General features: G+C 71.5%; 19 protein-coding genes and 1 tRNA gene. 4 read left to right on the forward strand and 16 right to left on the reverse strand.

Going from position 1 to position 17,004, the window contains the following annotated elements:
• The first annotated feature begins 181 nt into the window (after positions 1-181).
• On the forward strand, positions 182-1,315 hold the full coding sequence (locus K7472_RS18585) for a helix-turn-helix domain-containing protein (protein WP_222979475.1): 1,134 nt from the start codon (positions 182-184) through the stop codon (positions 1,313-1,315).
• Between the two features lie 197 nt (positions 1,316-1,512).
• On the opposite strand, the gene K7472_RS18590 is transcribed toward K7472_RS18585, so the two are convergent.
• Positions 1,513-2,466, reverse strand: a complete 954-nt coding sequence (locus K7472_RS18590) for an aldo/keto reductase (protein ID WP_222979477.1) — start codon at positions 2,464-2,466, stop codon at positions 1,513-1,515.
• 338 nt (positions 2,467-2,804) lie between these two features.
• On the opposite strand from K7472_RS18590, the gene K7472_RS18595 reads away from it, so the two are divergent.
• Positions 2,805-3,587, forward strand: coding sequence for a TetR/AcrR family transcriptional regulator (locus tag K7472_RS18595; RefSeq protein WP_222979478.1), 783 nt, complete (start codon positions 2,805-2,807; stop codon positions 3,585-3,587).
• 6 nt (positions 3,588-3,593) lie between these two features.
• On the opposite strand, the gene K7472_RS18600 is transcribed toward K7472_RS18595, so the two are convergent.
• The 5 genes from K7472_RS18600 to K7472_RS18620 form a co-directional block, all read right to left on the reverse strand.
• Complete coding sequence (locus tag K7472_RS18600; RefSeq protein WP_222979480.1) at positions 3,594-4,061, reverse strand: PPOX class F420-dependent oxidoreductase; 468 nt, start codon at positions 4,059-4,061, stop codon at positions 3,594-3,596.
• Positions 4,062-4,197: 136 nt separating this feature from the next.
• Complete coding sequence (locus K7472_RS18605; protein WP_222979482.1) at positions 4,198-5,028, reverse strand: YceI family protein; 831 nt, start codon at positions 5,026-5,028, stop codon at positions 4,198-4,200.
• Between the two features lie 206 nt (positions 5,029-5,234).
• Entirely contained in the window at positions 5,235-7,583 is a 2,349-nt protein-coding gene (locus K7472_RS18610) for an MFS transporter (RefSeq protein ID WP_252395871.1), read from the reverse strand.
• 149 nt (positions 7,584-7,732) lie between these two features.
• Positions 7,733-8,200, reverse strand: a complete 468-nt coding sequence (locus tag K7472_RS18615; protein WP_222979486.1) for a MarR family winged helix-turn-helix transcriptional regulator — start codon at positions 8,198-8,200, stop codon at positions 7,733-7,735.
• 173 nt (positions 8,201-8,373) lie between these two features.
• Positions 8,374-9,309, reverse strand: coding sequence for an aldo/keto reductase (locus K7472_RS18620; RefSeq protein ID WP_222979491.1), 936 nt, complete (start codon positions 9,307-9,309; stop codon positions 8,374-8,376).
• 65 nt (positions 9,310-9,374) lie between these two features.
• On the opposite strand from K7472_RS18620, the gene K7472_RS18625 reads away from it, so the two are divergent.
• Positions 9,375-9,605, forward strand: a complete 231-nt coding sequence (locus K7472_RS18625; RefSeq protein ID WP_222979492.1) for a hypothetical protein — start codon at positions 9,375-9,377, stop codon at positions 9,603-9,605.
• 301 nt (positions 9,606-9,906) lie between these two features.
• Here K7472_RS18625 and K7472_RS18630 read toward each other — a convergent pair whose 3' ends face one another.
• The 8 genes from K7472_RS18630 to K7472_RS18665 form a co-directional block, all read right to left on the reverse strand.
• Positions 9,907-10,881, reverse strand: a complete 975-nt coding sequence (locus K7472_RS18630) for an RNA polymerase sigma factor SigF (protein WP_222979493.1) — start codon at positions 10,879-10,881, stop codon at positions 9,907-9,909.
• A gap of 173 nt (positions 10,882-11,054) precedes the next feature.
• Positions 11,055-12,083, reverse strand: coding sequence for an RNA polymerase sigma factor SigF (locus K7472_RS18635; protein ID WP_222979494.1), 1,029 nt, complete (start codon positions 12,081-12,083; stop codon positions 11,055-11,057).
• Between the two features lie 324 nt (positions 12,084-12,407).
• Positions 12,408-12,701: a Dabb family protein gene (locus tag K7472_RS18640; protein WP_222979495.1), complete on the reverse strand. Its 294-nt coding sequence runs from the start codon at positions 12,699-12,701 to the stop codon at positions 12,408-12,410.
• 30 nt (positions 12,702-12,731) lie between these two features.
• The gene (locus tag K7472_RS18645) at positions 12,732-12,896 is read right to left on the reverse strand and encodes a hypothetical protein (protein ID WP_222979496.1); all 165 of its coding nucleotides are present in this window, start codon (positions 12,894-12,896) and stop codon (positions 12,732-12,734) included.
• Positions 12,897-13,079: 183 nt separating this feature from the next.
• Positions 13,080-13,169: transfer RNA gene (locus K7472_RS18650), tRNA-Ser, on the reverse strand.
• A gap of 80 nt (positions 13,170-13,249) precedes the next feature.
• Positions 13,250-13,759: a tRNA adenosine(34) deaminase TadA gene (gene tadA, locus K7472_RS18655; RefSeq protein WP_252395872.1), complete on the reverse strand. Its 510-nt coding sequence runs from the start codon at positions 13,757-13,759 to the stop codon at positions 13,250-13,252.
• On the reverse strand, positions 13,756-14,298 hold the full coding sequence (locus tag K7472_RS18660) for a tRNA adenosine deaminase-associated protein (RefSeq protein WP_222979500.1): 543 nt from the start codon (positions 14,296-14,298) through the stop codon (positions 13,756-13,758). Before K7472_RS18660 ends, tadA begins: the two co-directional genes overlap by 4 nt.
• A gap of 410 nt (positions 14,299-14,708) precedes the next feature.
• Positions 14,709-14,900, reverse strand: coding sequence for a hypothetical protein (locus K7472_RS18665; protein ID WP_222979502.1), 192 nt, complete (start codon positions 14,898-14,900; stop codon positions 14,709-14,711).
• 166 nt (positions 14,901-15,066) lie between these two features.
• Here K7472_RS18665 and upp point away from each other — a divergent pair, with 166 nt between their 5' ends.
• Positions 15,067-15,702 (forward strand): uracil phosphoribosyltransferase, encoded by a 636-nt coding sequence (gene upp / locus K7472_RS18670; protein WP_222979504.1) that lies wholly within the window; start codon positions 15,067-15,069, stop codon positions 15,700-15,702.
• 131 nt (positions 15,703-15,833) lie between these two features.
• On the opposite strand, the gene K7472_RS18675 is transcribed toward upp, so the two are convergent.
• Both K7472_RS18675 and K7472_RS18680 read right to left on the reverse strand, forming a co-directional pair.
• Positions 15,834-16,490 (reverse strand): LytR C-terminal domain-containing protein, encoded by a 657-nt coding sequence (locus tag K7472_RS18675; RefSeq protein ID WP_222979506.1) that lies wholly within the window; start codon positions 16,488-16,490, stop codon positions 15,834-15,836.
• A gap of 202 nt (positions 16,491-16,692) precedes the next feature.
• Complete coding sequence (locus K7472_RS18680) at positions 16,693-16,989, reverse strand: type II toxin-antitoxin system VapB family antitoxin (protein WP_109454617.1); 297 nt, start codon at positions 16,987-16,989, stop codon at positions 16,693-16,695.
• Positions 16,990-17,004: the final 15 nt, after the last annotated feature.

Raw genomic sequence — 17,004 nt, forward strand, 5'->3', positions numbered from 1 at the left:
GACGACACGGCGCCCGTCCCTGGGCGTGGCCCGCCGTCCCGTGAATCCCGGTCCCGTGAATCCCGCGAGTTCGTGCGGCGACGAGGCCTGACTTGCAGATCACGTACTCCAGTGGCGAGGCCCCGGCCGCGCGAGTCCTTGTTCGGTGACGGGACAGGCCGTCGGGAGAAAGGATGCCGTCATGTGCATCGGGGAGCTGATCAGGGAACTCCGTCAGGCCCGGGGTCTCTCGCAGAGCCGGTTGGCCGCCACCGTCAATGAACGCTTCGGGACGGCCCTTTCCCGGGAGTACGTGAGCAACTGGGAGTGTTCGAAACACAAGCCCGGCGCCTTCTACCTCAGGGCGCTGTCCGCTGTGCTCGATGCCCCATTAGCCGCTCTGGAAGAGGACGAAGTGAAGCGACGTACGTTCCTCACGGACGCCGCAGGAGCCGTCATCGCGCCTGTGGTCGCGTCCGATCTCCTGGCGTCGGGTTTCGCGGCCCGGCTGCGCGGAGGGCCTTCTCAGGATGCTTGGGAAGGCAAGCTGACCACTTACGGATCCGAGTACATGAGCCTCGGCGCGGCCGACATCCAGCGCCGCGTGTCCGCCGAACTGGTCGTCGTGCAGCAGCAGTTGGACACCCCGCACCTGTGGTCCGTGGCCGCCCGGCTCATGACCCTGTACGCCAAGACCTTTCCAGGCTCCGACGGGGCGAGGGCGGTCTCCTGGTACCGGATGGCCGCCCAGGCCGCGGACGAGTCCCACGACCGGGACACGCGAGTGTGGGTCCGGGGCCGGGCGGCGATCGCCCTGGGCTACGAGGGTGCGTCCTTGGGCGTGGCCGACGTTCTGGCGGATCAGGCGATGGCCATGGGGACGAAGCCGTCACTGGGGCTGCTCAACGCCATCATGGGGAAGGCCCATTCCGCGGCCCTGCGCGGGGACAGGGAAACGGCGTTGCGCCTCGACTCGGCGGGGCGCCGGGTATTCGACTCGGCGGCTTCCGAGGAACAGACGTCGGATTACGCCGTCCCGTGGTGGCGAATGAACGTATTCCGTTCTCTCTTGCTGGCCCGTCTGGGAGATGAGAGGGGGGCCATCAAGGCTCAGGAACAGGCCCGTTCGGAACTCCCGCCCTCTCTGCCGCGTTTCGCGACCCACCTGGAAATGCACCGCGGGCTCATGCTGGCCCGGGCCGGGGACAAGGCCGGCGGGGCCGCCTATGCCCGCGCTCAGCTCGACAAGCTGCCCCCCGAGAAGCACTCGCTCACCCTTCGCATGCTCATGAAGGAGATCTCGCATGCTCATGAAGGAGATCGAGGCGTGATCTGAGCACATGCTCGGCCGGTCTGTCACCCGGTACGACCTCCCGGCGCCCCGGTCCTCGTGAGCAGGGGGCGGACTTGGAGGTCGCGCAGGTAAGTCGCGCAGGTAAGGCGTGGGTTCACGGTCGGCGGTTGGGGCGTTCGTTCCAGCGGTTGGTCGCCCACGCTTGCCGGCTTTGCAGGTGACCCGCCGACCGCTCCCGGTCAGGACGAGGCGGTCGTCAGAGTCCGTAGCTCGGTGTCCGACAGTCGCAGGTCCTGCGCGGCGAAGAGCGCCGGCAGTTGCTCGACGGCGCGTGCGGAGGCGATCGGCGCGGTCACGGTCGGCTGCTGCCCGAGCCAGGCCAGCGCCACAGTGGCCATCTCCACCCCCCGCGCCGTCGCGATCTGCTCCAACGCGTCGAGCACCTTCACGCCGCGTTCCGTGTCCGCGTAACCACCGGCGAGTCCGGGGACATTGCGCACGTTCTCGACACTCTTCCCGGGACGGTACTTGCCGGTGAGGAAGCCGGAGGCCAGTGCGAAGTACGGAACGCAGGCCAGTCCTTCACGCTGCACGACCTCCCGCCGCGCACCCTCGTAGGTGTCGCGTGAGACGAGGTTGTACTGCGGTTGCAGAGCCACGTAGCGGGCCAGCCCTTCGCGATCGGAGAAGGCCAGCGACGCGGAGAGCCGTTCGGGGCTGATGTTGGAGGCCGCGATGGCACGCACCTTGCCGGCCTTCACGAGATCGTCGAGAGCCAGGATGATCTCGTCCACGGGGATGGACTCGTCCCGGTCGAAATGGGTGTAGTAGAGATCGATGTGGTCGGTGCGCAGTCGCCGCAGGGACTCCTCAACAGCGGCCTTGATGTTGGCGGGCGCGAGGCCCATGTACTCCGGGTGGTCACCGACCTTGGTGGCGACGACCACGTCGTCGCGATTGCGGCGGGCGGCGAGCCAGTCGCCGATGATGCTCTCGGACTGTCCCGGCTCGTTGCCGGCGAAGTAATTCATGTACGAGTCGGAGGTGTCGATGAAATTGCCGCCACCGGAAAGGTATGCGTCAAGCACCGCGAACGACTGGGTCTTGTCGGCGGTCCAGCCGAAGACGTTGCCTCCCAGGCAGAGCGGGGAAACGAGGAGGCCGGACGAGCCAAGGGCGCGAAGTTCAGTCACATCACGCCCAACGTGCGCTCGGTTGCCCGAAGTTCCTCCCTTGAAGGTGTCTCCCGTTTCTACGCGCCCACTTCAGGCGGGCGACCGTGAGGTACGGCGATGGGTCCCCGGGGAGCTGATGGGTCCCCGGGGAGCAAGCGTAGGCGACCCACCGCTGGAACGAACGCCCCGACCGCCGACCATGACCCCACGCCCTACCTGCGCGACCTCTTAAGCTCGAGGGCGGAACGTCGTCGTTGAGCGGAGGAGCGGGCGGGATCCGTACTGTCGGCGTGAGCAGCAGTCCGATGACCGTCGCACCGACCGGCTCGACCGCCCGGCCCCGAGGAGACACCGCCATGCCGACCGGCCCCCGCGCAGCCAAGCCGCAGGCCAGCTACTGGCTGAGCGATCGCGCGGGGGCCAAACGCCGCCGGGAGCCGGAGGCCGGTTCCGGCAACGGTGCCGGGCTCGACCTGGACCGCGTCGTGCGCGCCACCATCCGGCTGCTGGACGCCGAGGGCCTGGCCCGGTTCTCCATGCGGCGCCTGGCCGCCGCACTCGGGGTGACCCCGATGTCCGTCTACTGGTACGTCGACAACAAGGACGACCTGCTGGAGATCGCCCTCGACGAGATCAACGGCGAGATCCCGGTACCGCCGGACGACGCGACCACCACCGAACCGGAGGACTGGCGTGGGCAGTTGCGCGCCCTCGCCACCGGCTACCGCACCATGCTCGTCGCCCACCCCTGGGCGTCCCGGCTGATGGGCGAGTACCTCAACGCCGGGCCGAGGGCGACCGCGTTCGCCACCGCCGCGTACCGGGTGATCCGGCGCGCCGGGCTCCCGGAGGACCGGGCGCCCGGCGCGCTGGCCGCCGTCCACCAGTTCGCGTACGGCTTCGGCACCGTCGAGGGGCGGTGGGCCGAGCGCTGCCGTACCGCGGGCACCGACGAGGACGAGCTGCTGCGCGAGGTGTTCGACGCGACCCGCGACAAGCCGGAACTCGGCGGCCTGACGGGCCTGATCGCCCGCCACACCACCGGCCGCCGCGACGAACTGCGCGAGCGGGACTTCGCGTTCGCGCTGGACGTGCTCATCGCGGGCATCGACGCGCTGCGGGATTCCGCCGACGGCTGAGGTCCCTCAGGAGTCGGCGAGCCGCGCCGGGAAGCCGCCCGTCGCGACCGGGCCCCAGCGCTCCGGGGTGATCCGCAGCAGCGACTTGCCCTGCCGGAGCATGGCCGCCCGGTACTCGTCCCAGTCCGGGTGCTCGCCCGCGATCGCCCGGTAGTAGTCGACCAGCGGCTCGACCGACTCGGGCGGGTCGATCACCTCGGCCTGCCCGTCGACCTGCACCCACGGCCCGTTCCACTCGTCGGACAGCACGATCACCGTCACGCGCGGGTCGCGCCGGACGTTGTTGGCCTTCGCGCGGTCGGGGTACGTCGAGACGACCAGGCGGCCCGAGCCGTCGACGCCGCAGGTCACCGGTGAGCCCTGCGGGCGGCCGTCCGCACGGGTGGTGAGCACGATCGCGCGGTGCCGCTCGGCGAGGAACTCCAGCAACTGCTCACGGGTGACATGGTTGTTGGTGGCGATGTTGGGAGGCATGCCTGCCACCATACGAGCCGTGCCACGGGGAGCGAGGGCGGCGCGCGCCGCCCCCGTTCAGCCTGAGCGCGCGCCGCCGCCCCCGTTCAACGCGCCAGCGCGCCTTCCGCTCAACGCACCAGCGCCCGCCCCCCGTTCACGCCATCGGCAGCGAATCGCCCTGGACGGCCTGGATGTCCAGCTCGACCCGCAGCGTGGTGCCGATCGCCGCGATGCCCGCCTGGAGCACCTGGTTGTAGGTCATCGCGAAGTCCTCGCGCCGCAGCTCCGCCGTCGCGCGGAACGCCGCCCGCACTCCGCCCCACGGGTCGGGCCCGGTGCCCAGGTACGTCAGGTCCAGGTCGACCGGGCGGGTGTGCGAGCGCATGGTCAGCTCGCCGTGCACCGTCCAGCGGTCCGGGCCCGCCGGGGTGACCGGCCCGGTGCTGCGGTAGACGATCTGCGGGAACGTGTCCACGTCCAGGAAGTCCGGCGAGCGCAGGTGGTCGTCGCGCGTCTTGTTGCCGGTGTCGATGGTGGCCGTCTCGATCGCGGCGGTCACCGTCGACTCCTCGGCCCGCTCCGCGATCTCTATGCGACCGCTGAAGCCGGTGAAGTGCCCGCGCACGCTGGAGATCCCCAGGTGCTGGGCGACCGCGCCCACCGAGGAGTGCGCCGGGTCGACGGTCCACGGCCCCGGCGGCGGCAGTTCCACGCCACCGGACCTGGCCAGCACCAGGTTGCCCAGGTCCGCCCGCCCGGAGGCGCCGACGATCGCGGTGGACGCCGCGGGCTGATAGCCGACAGCCGTGACGATCACGGTGTACGCGCCGGGCGGCAGCGCGTCGCCGCGCACCGCGCCGTCGTCGTCCGCGGTCACCCGCAGCACCTGACTGCCCGTCATGTCGGTGACGGTCAGCACCGCGTGCCGCACCGCCCAGCCGTCCTTGGTCCGCACTCGGGCCCGCAGGCCGCCTTCACTGGTCATCCACCGCTCCCCATACGTTCGTCGGTCACGGGTTCCGGGCGGCGGCCTCGGCCGTCCCCTGCTCCGGCCACCGGCCGGAACCCGCGTCTCCCCCGATAACTGGCCCGCGCTTCTCCGCTGTACGCGCGGTCCAGTCGCTCTGGCAAGGCCCTCGGGCCCTGTGCACGGCGGTCAGGCTCTCCCAACGAGGCCCGGCCGCCCCGCGGTCACTCCTCCGGGTGGCCGAGCGCCAGGTCGAACCCGTCCGCGCCCCGGCCGTCCACCCGCAGCGGCGAGGCCGCCGGCGGGTACCCGGACGCGATCAGGGTGTACTCCCCGGCGTCCAGGTCGGTGAAGGCGTAGCGCCCGTCCTCACCGGTGGTGGCGGTGGCGACCACGTCGCCGCTCGCGTCCACCAGCGTGACCCGCGCGTCCGGCAGCGGCACCCGGTCCGCACCGGCGCGCACCGTGCCCTGGAGGCGGGAGCCGGAGGCGAGGTGGACCTCGATCCGGGTGACGCCCTGGGCGCCGACCTCGACCTGCTGGGCGACCGGGCGGTACCCGGAGCCGTTGACCGCCACCGTGAAGCTGCCCGCGGGCAGCTCGTCGAAGCCGAAGTCGCCCGCCGCGCCGGTCTTGCCGGTCGCCAGCACCTCGCCGCGCACGTCGGTGACGACCACCATCGCGCCCTCCACCGGCTGCCCGTCCGCCGCGGCGCGCACCGCGCCGGCCAGGCCGCTGCTGCCGGACAGCGTGATGTCGAAGCCCAGCGGCGTGTCACCGGCCACCACGGTCGAGGCCTGCGGACGGTGCCCGTCCGCCGCCGCTATCAGCACGTACGTGCCCGGCTCCGGCACCTGGAGCGAGTAGGAGCCGTCCGGCGCCGACTGCGCGCGGCCCAACTGCCGTCCCTGGAGCGAGATCAGCGTCAGGTGCGCCGATCCGACGCCCACGCCCTCGGGGCCGCGGACCGAGCCGTTGATGGTGCTGCCGTTCATGCAAACCTCCTGCGCCGGCGGGGTGGGGTCCGCCGGGTTGTACGCGGTGGCCGGCTGAGCCGGGGTTCCGGTGTGCTGCTGGAGTCCGTTGGCCGTCCGAAGCGGCACCTCCTTGATGAAGAGGACCAGCAGGAACGCGACGAAGGCGAACGGCGCCGCGTACAGGAAGACATCCGCGATGCCGTGCCCGTAGGAACTCTCGGTGATCGTACGGACCGGCGCGGGCAGCGTCTTGAGATCGGGCAGGTTCGCCTCGCCGCCGCCGGTGGACGGCAGGGGGATGCCCAGTGCCGCGAGGCCGTCGCGCATGTAGTGCGTGATGCGGTTGGACAGGGCCGCGCCCAGGGCGGCGACGCCGATCGCGCCGCCGAGGGTGCGGAAGAACGTCACCAGGGAGCTGGCCGAGCCCAGGTCCTTGGGCGCCACCTGGTTCTGCACGGCGAGCACGAGGTTCTGCATCATCAGGCCGATGCCGACGCCCAGCAGCGCGGTGTAGACCGCGACCTGCCAGTACGGGGTGTCGTACCGCATCAGCCCGAGCGTCGCCGCGCCGCCGGTGAGGATCACGCCACCGGCGACCAGGAACGCCTTCCAGCGCCCGGTGCGGGTGATGATCTGGCCGGAGAAGGTGGAGGCGACGAACAGACCGGCGACCATCGGGATGGTCATCACACCGGACATCGCCGCGGACTTGTCGCGGCCCAGCTGGAAGTACTGGGACAGGAAGTAGGTCCCGGCGAACATCGCGACGCCGACGAAGACGCTGGCCAGCGAGGTCAACGAGATGGTCGCGTTGCGGAACAGCCGCATCGGGATGATGGGTTCCGCGGCCTTCGACTCCACCAGCAGGAAGAGCAGCGCGAGCACGACCGAGCCGGGCACCATCACGCAGGTCTGCCAGGACATCCAGTCGTACTTGTCCCCGGCGAGCGTCACCCACACCATCAGCAGGCACACGGCGGCGGTCACGAGGAACGCGCCGGCCCAGTCGACCTTCACCTTCCGCCGGGTGACGGGCAGGTGGATGGTCTTCTGGAGCACCACCAGCGCGATCAGCGCGAACGGCACGACCACCAGGAAGCACCAGCGCCAGCCCAGCCAGCTGGTGTCGGTGATGACGCCGCCCACCAGCGGACCGCCGACCGTGGCGACCGCGAAGGTTGCGCCCAGGTAGCCGCTGTAGCGGCCGCGCTCGCGCGGGGCGATCATCGCGGCCATGATGACCTGCGACAACGCCGACAGGCCGCCGGCGCCGATGCCCTGGAGCACGCGGGCGGTGATGAGGGTGGCGGTGTTCTGCGACAGACCGGCGATGACCGAGGCGACGACGTAGAGCACCAGGGCGAGCTGGACCAGGAGCTTCTTGCTCACCAGGTCCGACATCTTGCCCCACAGCGGGGTGGTCGCGGTGACCGCGAGCAGCGCCGAGGTGATGATCCAGGTGTACGCCTCCTGGCCGCCGCCGATGTCCGAGAGGATCGTGGGCAGCGCGGTGGAGACGATCGTGGACGACAGGATCGCCACGAACAGCCCGAGCATCAGCCCGGACAGCGCCTCCATGATCTGCCGGTGCGACATCGCGGGCTGCTGCCCGTCGGGTCCCGGCGCGTGGTGGCCGGGGGAGCCCGGGGCGTGCTGGCCCGGGGACCCCGGGGCGTGCTGCCCGGGGCGCGCGGCGTGCGCGGGGGCGTGTCGGCGCACACCGGTCGGTGTGGTGGTGCTCATCGTCATCCTTCGTGGGGGCGGCCGCGCAGACCCGCTCGTGGCCCGCCGCCGTCGAAACTCGCGCGCAGTCGTGCCATGAGCGCGGCCAGCCGCCCCACCTCCTCGTCCGTCCAGTCCCCGAGGAACTCGGCGAACACCTCGGCGATGCGGTCCGACGCCTGGCGCAGGACGGCTTCACCGAGGGGGGTGAGGCGCAGCAGTCGCGATCTCCTGTCCTGTGGGTCGGGGTGCCGTTCGATCCAGCCGCGGGTGACCAGGTACGTGACGTGCCTGCTGGTGACCGACATGTCGACGTCCAGGCGGTCGGCCAGGTCGCTGGCGCGCATCTGGCCGTACCGGGCGAGCAGCGACAGCACGATGACCGCCGCCTGCGGGCACTCGGGGGGCAGGGCCCGTCCGACGCCGCGGCTGACGGCTCCCAGCGCACCGAGTTGCTGCACCAGCTCCGCGCACTGTTCCCGCGTCGCCATCAGCACCCCCGTGGTAGTTGCCTTAAGCAACCTTAACCACACTTAGTTGCAACAGGCAAATGAATCGGTGGGGGGAGTGGGTGAAGGGTTGATGGAGGCGGGGTCGGGGCGGGCCGGGGCGGGGCCGCCTCAACTCCCTTGCGCGGGAAGGGAAGCGGCCCCGCCGCACGGCCTCAGGCCGACGCGGCGTCCAGCGAGGCGACCTGCTCGGGGGTGAGTGTGAGGTCCGCCACAGCGGTCAGCGCGGGCAGCTGCGCGACCGTGCGCGCGCTGGCGATCGGCGCCACCACCGTGGGCCGGGTGGCCAGCCACGCCAGCGCCACCGTGGCGACCTCGGCGTCGTGCGCCGCGGCCACCTCGTCCAGCGCCGCCAGCACCCGCAGGTTGCGCTCGTCCTTCAGATAGGACTCCGCCTTCCCGGCCCGGGAGCTGTCCGACGCGGCCCCGGGCCGGTACTTGCCGGTCAGGAAGCCGGAGGCCAGCGCGTAGTACGGCAGGCAGCCGAGGCCGTGCTCCGCGGCCACCTCCATCAACGGGCCCTCGTACTCGCCGCGCTCCACCAGGTTGTAGTGCGGCTGGAGCGCGACGTAACGGGCCAGCCCCTCGCGTTCGGAGGCGGCCAGCGCCTCGGACAGCCGCTCGGCGCTGATGTTGGACGCCGCGATCTCGCGGACCTTGCCCTCCTTCACCAGGGCGTCCAGCGCCCCGAGGAACTCCTCCACCGGGACCGAGGGGTCGTCGCGGTGCGTGTAGTAGAGGTCGATGTGGTCGGTGCGCAGGCGGCGCAGCGACTGCTCGACGGCTCCCTTGATCTTCGTCGCGGACAGCCCGGGGAAGTCGGGATGCTGGCCGGCCTTGGTGGCGATGACCAGCCGGTCACGGTTGCCCCGGGAGGCCAGCCAGCGGCCGATGACCTCCTCCGACTCGCCGCCGGAGTTGCCCGGCACCCAGGCCGAGTACACGTCCGCGGTGTCGATGAAGTCGCCGCCCGCCGCCACGTAGGCGTCGAGCACCGCGAACGACTCCCGCTCGTCAGCGGTCCAGCCGAACACGTTGCCGCCCAGGCAGAGCGGGAAGACGTCGAGTTGCGAACTGCCGATACGTACCATGCCCTTGACCAGCACCCCCGGGGCGCCTGGTATTCCTCGGGGGCTCTTCGCTAGGGTCCTGCCTCATGGCTGACTACCAGACTCCCCCCGAGCAGAACCACGACCCGGCGGGCAGCACGCAGATGTTCCGCGCCTTCGTGGACGAGGGTGCGGCTCCGGCGCGGCAGCGGCCCGCCGCCGGCGCTCCGGCGACCACCTACGGTTCGTCGAACCGCGGCGGCTCGCGCACCGGCCTCATCGTGGCGGTCGTCGCCGCCATCGTGATCGTCGCGGCGATCGTCTACGCGATCGCGTAAGGCGGCTCGTTCCGTCGCGCGCGGTCGTACGCGCCCGCGCGGAAGGCCAGGCCGGGGGCGGGACGGCTCCTGGCCCGCTCGGGCGTGCGCGGGGCGCGCCGGGGGAGTTCAGGCGGGCGCGTGATGCGCGTCGGGCTCACCGACCGTGACAGCTCGCGCGTTCCGGACGCGTCGGACGACTGTCGCCGCCCGCCCGCATATCCGTTGTCATGCGGGCCGACCGGTGCCGCGCGTGACGCGGCCGCCGGGGCGGTGGGGGTGCGCGCCCGGCGGCCGGATGTCCGCGTTGCCTCTCCGCCCGTTACTCGGCGGTCAAACCCTCCCGCAGTTGCGCCAGCGTCCGCGTGAGCAGCCGGGAGACGTGCATCTGCGAGATGCCGACCTCCTCGCCGATCTGCGACTGCGTCATGTTGGCGAAGAACCGCAGCATGATGATCCGCCGCTCCCGGGGCGGGAGTTGGGCCAGCAGCGGCTTGAGCGACTCGCGGTACTCCACGCCCTCCAGCGCGGTGTCCTCGTAGCCCAGCCGGTCCGCGAGCGAGCCCTCGTGGGACTCGTCCTCCGGCGGCGGGGAGTCCAGGGAACTGGCGGTGTACGCGTTGCCCACCGCGAGGCCGTCCACCACGTCCTCCTCCGACACCCCGAGGGCGGCGGCGAGTTCGGAGACGGTGGGGGAACGGTCGAGGCGCTGCGACAGCTCGTCGCTGGTCTTGGTGAGCGCGAGCCGCAGTTCCTGGAGCCTGCGCGGCACCCGCACCGACCAGGAGGTGTCCCGGAAGAAGCGCTTGATCTCGCCGACCACCGTGGGCATCGCGAAGGTCGGGAACTCCACCCCGCGGTTGCAGTCGAACCGGTCGATCGCCTTGATCAGCCCGATCGTGCCGACCTGGACGATGTCCTCCATCGGCTCGTTGCGGCTGCGGAAGCGGGCGGCCGCGTAGCGCACCAGGGGGAGGTTGAGCTCGATGAGGGTGTCACGGACGTAGCCGCGCTCGGGGCTGTGGTCCGGCAGCTCGGCGAGCCGCAGGAACAGCGAACGCGACAGCGTGCGCGTGTTGATGGCCTCGCCGGTGTCCGCACCGGTGTCCACCGCGTGGCCGGCGCCGGCGTCCAGGCCGGTGCCGACGTCCAAGCCGTTGCCGACGTCCAGGCCGGTCCCGGTACCGCCGTCGGTGCTGTTGCCGGTGCCGGTGTCCACGCCGGTGTCCACACCGTTGCCGGTGTCGGCGGGCGCGTCGAACTGAAGCTCCTTCGGACTGCCCACTTCTACGGACATGCCACCCCCTCGAGGTCGCGGACGGGTCGCGCGTGACGTTCCTTCACCTGAATACCGTCAGGCCGGGCCGCCACAAACGCGGTATCCGCAGAATGTCACATGTCGGCAACACGCTGTAGCGCCAAGTCGACTTATTTGCACCGGAGATGGTGAACGGGTGTCGCTCCTGTGGGTTACGCCTCGATCTGGTTTGCGGATCTCAGGCGTGCGAAGCTGCGCGACAGCAACCGGGAGACGTGCATCTGCGACACCCCGAGTTCGGCACTGATCTGCGACTGCGTCAGATTGCCGAAGTACCGCAACAGGAGGATCCGGCGCTCGCGTTCGGGCAGTTGCACGAGCAGGTGGCGCACCAGCTCGCGGTGCTCCACGCCCGCGAGCTCCGGGTCCTCGTAGCCGAGGCGGTCCAGCAGCCCGGGCGCGCCGTCGCCCTCCTGGGCGGCCTCCAGCGAGGTCGCGTGGTAGGCCCGTCCCGCCTCCAGGCAGGCGAGCACCTCTTCCTCGGTGAGCTTCAGGCGCTCGGCGATCTCGCCGGTCGTCGGCGAACGGCCGTGCAGCACCGTCAGGTCCTCGATCGCCCCGCTGACCTGGACCCACAGCTCGTGCAGGCGGCGGGGGACGTGGACGGTGCGCACGTTGTCCCTGAAGTAACGTTTGATCTCGCCCACGACCGTCGGCATCGCGAAGGTCGGGAACTGCACCCCGCGCTGCGGATCGAACCGGTCGATGGCGTTGATCAGCCCGATCGTGCCGACCTGCACGACGTCTTCCATCGGCTCGTTGCGGCTGCGGAAGCGGGCGGCCGCGTAGCGCACCAGCGGCAGGTTGATCTCGATGAGCGCGGCGCGTACGCGGGCGTGCTCCGGCGTGCCCGGCTCCAGCCCCGACAACTCCTCGAACAGCACCTGCGTCAGCGCCCGCGCGTCGGCGGCCCGGCTGCGGCGCGCGGAGTCGGCGGGCGAGTCGGAGGCGCGCGGCGGGAAGGGGGTGGTCCTGGGCGGGGCGGAGCCACCGGACGCGGCGGGGGGGTGGGGCGCGTCCTCGGCGGTCGTGGCCGTCGCCGTCGTCGCCGTCGTGGCGGTCGTGGCCGGCGCGGCGTCCGTGTCCGCGGGCGGGGGCGTCGTGGACGGGGAGGGGGGCGTGGGGGGCGCGGAGGACTGCGCGGGCGCGGAAGGGAGCGCGAAACGGGCCGTCAACGACATACACCACCCCTCACCGATGGATCGGCTATCCGTCAAAAGCGGTCAAAGCGGTCATAGCATCACAAGACATGTGCACTGTGTGCAAGCACCGTAAAGCGCCGTGTTGACGGTCAGTTGACCAGAACGGAACCGGCACGGAACGCGTCGGGCCGCGAGGGGCGGGCGCGAAGCGCACGTGAGGCGCGCGACGGGCCCGTACGCGGGGCGTGCGCGTGCGGGCGGGGTGATGACCCTGGCGGGCGAACGCGGGAGGGGGCGGCGCGTGCCAACGGCCCCGTCCTGGGCAGGCCCGCTGTTCGGGCCTCGGTTCGCGGGCCGGCTGCGTCAGATCTCGTAGTCCGCGATCACCCACGTGGCGAACCCCTGCCACTGGGCGACGCCCGCCTGGTGGGCCGGGTGCTCCAGGTAGCGGACCAGCGCGTCGCGGTCGGCCACCGTGCAGTTGATGGCGTAGTCATAGGCGATCGGGCGGTCGGTGATGTTCCAGGCGCACTCCCAGGAGGCCAGCTCCGGGATCTGCCCGCTCAGCGCCTCGAAGGCCCGTACGCCCTCGACGACACGCTCGTCGTCGCGCGAGACGCCGTCGTTGAGCTTGAACAGGACGAGGTGACGGATCATCGCGTGCTCCCGGGAGACGTCAGGGGCGGGCTACTTCACCAGCTGGCTCATGAACTGCCCGATGCCTTTCGCGGCGCTGGATATGCCCTCGAAGCCTATCTGGACCAGCTGCGCCGCCCGTGCGGGGGAGGTGATGATCGTGTACAGGACGAAGACCACGACGATGTACATCACGATCTTCCTCGCCTGAGCCATGCCCGTCCGCCTCCCCGACCGTGTTCGAACTCCGGACCGCCCCCCGCGCTCCAGTGCGGTGAGTGAGTCTAACCACGGTGATGTCCGAGCCAAGGGATGGCGTTGCGTCGCGAAGGGGTGTGCACGCCGCGCGGGCTTCCCTACGACAAAACCGCCCGCGTCCTGAGGACGCGGGCGGTTCGATGGCGGTAGCGGTGGGATTTGAACCCACGGAGGAGTTGCCCCCTCACACGCTTTCGAGGCGTGCTCCTTAGGCCGCTCGGACACGCTACCGGGAGAGAGCTTAGCGGACGTCGGGCCCCGCACTGAAATCGGATACGGATCCGATACGGATCCGGTGCCCCGAGGCCCCTTCAGACCGCCCGCGGGCCGCGGAAGAACGCGGTCAGCTCGCGCGCGCACTCTGGTTCCAGGACGCCCGCGATCACCTCGGGGCGGTGGTTGAGGCGGCGGTCGCGGACGACGTCCCACAGGGAGCCGGCCGCGCCCGCCTTCTCGTCGCGGGCGCCGTAGACCACCCGGTCCAGCCGGGACAGCACGATCGCGCCCGCGCACATCGTGCACGGCTCCAGCGTGACGACGAGCGTGCAGCCGGTCAGCCGCCACTCGCCGACCGCGCGGGCCGCCTCGCGGATCGCCAGCATCTCGGCGTGCGCGGTCGGGTCGCCGGTCGCCTCGCGCTCGTTGTGGCCGCGCCCGACCACCGTGCCGTCGGGCGCCAGCACGACCGCGCCCACCGGCACGTCCCCGGTACGAGGGGCGAGCGCCGCCTCGTCCAGGGCGTGCCGCATGGCCGGCACCCACGGCTCGCGCAGCGGGTCGCCGGCCGGCCGGTCGTCGGGGCGGGACGGGTCAGGGTTCAGCGGACCGCCTCCAGCAGTTCGCCGCAGCCGAGGGCCTCCGCGATCTCGCCGAGCGCCTCACCGGGCACACCGTCCCCGCTGAGCGAGCGCAGGTCCTGCTCGCTCACCCCGAAGTCGGTCAGCAGCGTGGCCTCGCCGACCGGACCCGAGGGGATCGGCTCGATGTCCTGCGGAGCGTCGTCCTCCCCGGTCTCGCTCTCGCCGTCCTCGGTGCCGTCCAGGTCGAGGGCGTCGAGGTCCTCCAGTTCGTCGTCGGGGTCGCGCCCCAGCAGTTCGTCGGTGAGCAGGATCTCCCCGTACGAGCTGCGGGCCGCGGCGGAAGCGTCCGACACGTAGATGCGGGGGTCGTCCTCGCCGTCCACCCGGACGACGCCGAACCACGCGTCCTCCTGCTCGATCAGCACGAGCACCGTCTCTTCGTCGGTCGTCGCCTCGCGGGCCAGATCGGCCAGGTCGGCGAGGGTCTCCACATCGTCAAGCTCCGTGTCGCTCGCTTCCCACCCGTCCTCGGTGCGCGCGAGCAGTGCGGCGAAATACACCGTGACTCTCCCACTGGTCTTAGTGTTCCGGGACGGACGGGGATGCGCCCCGCCCACTCGGCATCGTGGCAGAAACCTAAGCTCTGCGGCGGCTCTTCCGCACTGCGTCGTGCCAGGCTGTGCACGTTTTTTCGGGTTTTTTGGGCTGGCGCACCGCCAGGAGTGCTACCGGTGCCGCCAACAGCGTTACGTACGGTGACGGGCGGAACGGTCCGGGAAGCGGACGGCCCGGCTCACGCGATCACCGCCGTCGCAGCGACCCCTCGCGGCGCGTGGCGAGGCTTCGGCCGGTCACCGAACGAGGTCGTGCGGGCGGGCCGTCGGCGATCCGCGGGTGGGCCGTCGGCGGCCGTGCGGGTGGGCCGGGGGCCTACGGGCCGGGCGCGGTCACCAGCGGAAGCAGTCCCGTCCTACCAGCGGAAGGTGCGCATCCGCATCTGCTCGCGCATCCGGGCGGCCCGGGCCCGCCGGGGCTGCACCCGCTCCCGCAGTTCCTTGGCCTCGTTCAGCTCGCGCAGGAAGAGGGCGCGCCTGCGGCGGCGCTCGGCGTCCCGTGCGGACTGGGTCGAGGACTCGTCGGACTGGGCTGGCCGCTCGGCCATGGCTACCACCTCTACGCACGGTTACGTTCGGCGTACGTTCACTCCTTCCCCCGCGCCGGCGGATGATGCGGGGCGGCCGGGCAGGGCCGTGGCGTGGCGGGGGCGGGCCGGGACCGGAGAACGGGCTCGGGACGGGGACCGGGAAACCTCCGTTAATGTCGGGGGCATGCGGATCCATGTCGTCGACCACCCGCTGGTGGCGCACAAACTCACGACGCTGCGCGACGAGCGCACCGACTCGCCCACCTTCCGGCGGCTCGCCGACGAGCTGGTCACCCTGCTCGCGTACGAGGCCACCCGCGACGTGCGCACCGAGCAGGTCGACATCACGACCCCGGTGCAGCGCACCACCGGCGTACGCCTGTCGCACCCGCGTCCGCTGGTCGTGCCGATCCTGCGGGCCGGTCTCGGCATGCTGGACGGCATGGTCAGGCTACTGCCGACCGCCGAGGTCGGCTTCCTGGGCATGGTCCGTGACGAGGACACGCTGAAGGCGTCCACGTACGCCACGCGCATGCCGGAGGACCTGTCCGGGCGGCAGGTCTACGTGCTCGACCCGATGCTGGCGACCGGCGGCACGCTGGTGGCCGCGATCAACACCCTGATCGAGCGCGGCGCCGACGACGTGACCGCGATCTGCCTGCTGGCGGCGCCGGAGGGCGTCGAGGTGATGGAACGCGAGCTGACCGGGGCACCGGTCACGGTCGTCACCGCGTCCGTCGACGAGCGGCTCAACGAGAACGGCTACATCGTCCCGGGCCTGGGCGACGCGGGCGACCGGATGTACGGGACCGCGGGCTAGCGGTTTCCCGAACGAACGAAGGCTGGGCCCGGCCGCCACGGTGATCGTGGTGACCGGGCCCGTCCGCGTTCAGGGGCGCGTTCAGGGGCGCGTTCAGGGGGAAGTGCGCGCCGTGCGCCCGTGCCGGGAGGTCAGCAGTCCTTCTTGCCGGAGGCGGAGGCCGCCGGGGCCGGGTGGCTGAGCGCGGCCAGGGCGGCGCCGGCGTTCTGCTGCGGGGTCAGCGAGCCGAAGCCCGAACCGATGATCAGATCGACGTTGGACGCCCCCGTGCGCGAGGGGTCCGTCTTCGTGCTGGAGCCCGACAGCTGCGTGCCCAGCACCTTGAGCGCCGACTGCGCCTGCGGGCCGCCGAGCAGTATGGCCGGGCCCGGCACCTTCTGGTTGTACTGCGCCGGGGCGTTGCCGACCTTGCCGATGACGAAGCCACGCTTCTTCAGCTCGTCGGCGGTCGACTTGGCGAGACCGGTGCGCGGTGTCGCGTTGTAGACGTTGACGGTGATGGTGGCCGGTTTGGGCAGCGGGACGTCCGCCGGGGCGCCGCCCGCGCGCGTGCTCACGTCGTGACCGCGCTTGGCGGAGCAGTGTCCGTCCTGGGCGGCGTCGTGCGAGGTGCCGCCGAAGACGTGGATGAGCTGCACCGTCCCCCAGCCGATCAGCCCGAGCACCACGACGGCGGAGACGACGGACAGCACGAGTCGTCGATGACCGCGGGGGCGCCGCATCCGCGGGTAGTGCTTGCCCGTGACGCGGTACTTCCCGCCCATGCCGGGGGGAGTGAGCATGCTCATAGCCGCAGCGTAGTGCGGTATCCGGCCAAGGCGTACTAGATGATCAACGAATGGCCTAGCGCCCGACCCGAAAGAGGCAACGAACACGCCGGTCGGCCCAGTTGGGGCAGGCGTGCGGGGGGCCGGGCGGGTAGGCGGCGGAGGCCGGGTGGGCAGGAGGCGGGGCCGGACGGGTGGACGGCGGGGCCGGGCGCCGCGCGGCTCAGTCCATCTCCAGTACGCGGGCGTGCAGCACCTGGCGCTGCTGGAGCGCGGCGCGGACCGCCCGGTGCAGGCCGTCCTCCAGGTAGAGGTCGCCCTGCCACTTCACGACGTGGGCGAACAGGTCTCCGTAGAACGTGGAGTCCTCGGCCAGCAGTGTCTCCAGGTCGAGCTGGCCCTTGGTGGTCACCAGCTGGTCGAGGCGTACCGGGCGCGGTGCGACGTCCGCCCATTCGCGGGTGCTCGTACGGCCGTGGTCGGGATACGGCCGACTGCTGCCGATGCGCTTGAAGATCACACGGAAAGCCTACCG

Source organism: Streptantibioticus parmotrematis (assembly GCF_019890615.1).
Lineage (GTDB): Bacteria > Actinomycetota > Actinomycetes > Streptomycetales > Streptomycetaceae > Streptantibioticus_D > Streptantibioticus_D parmotrematis.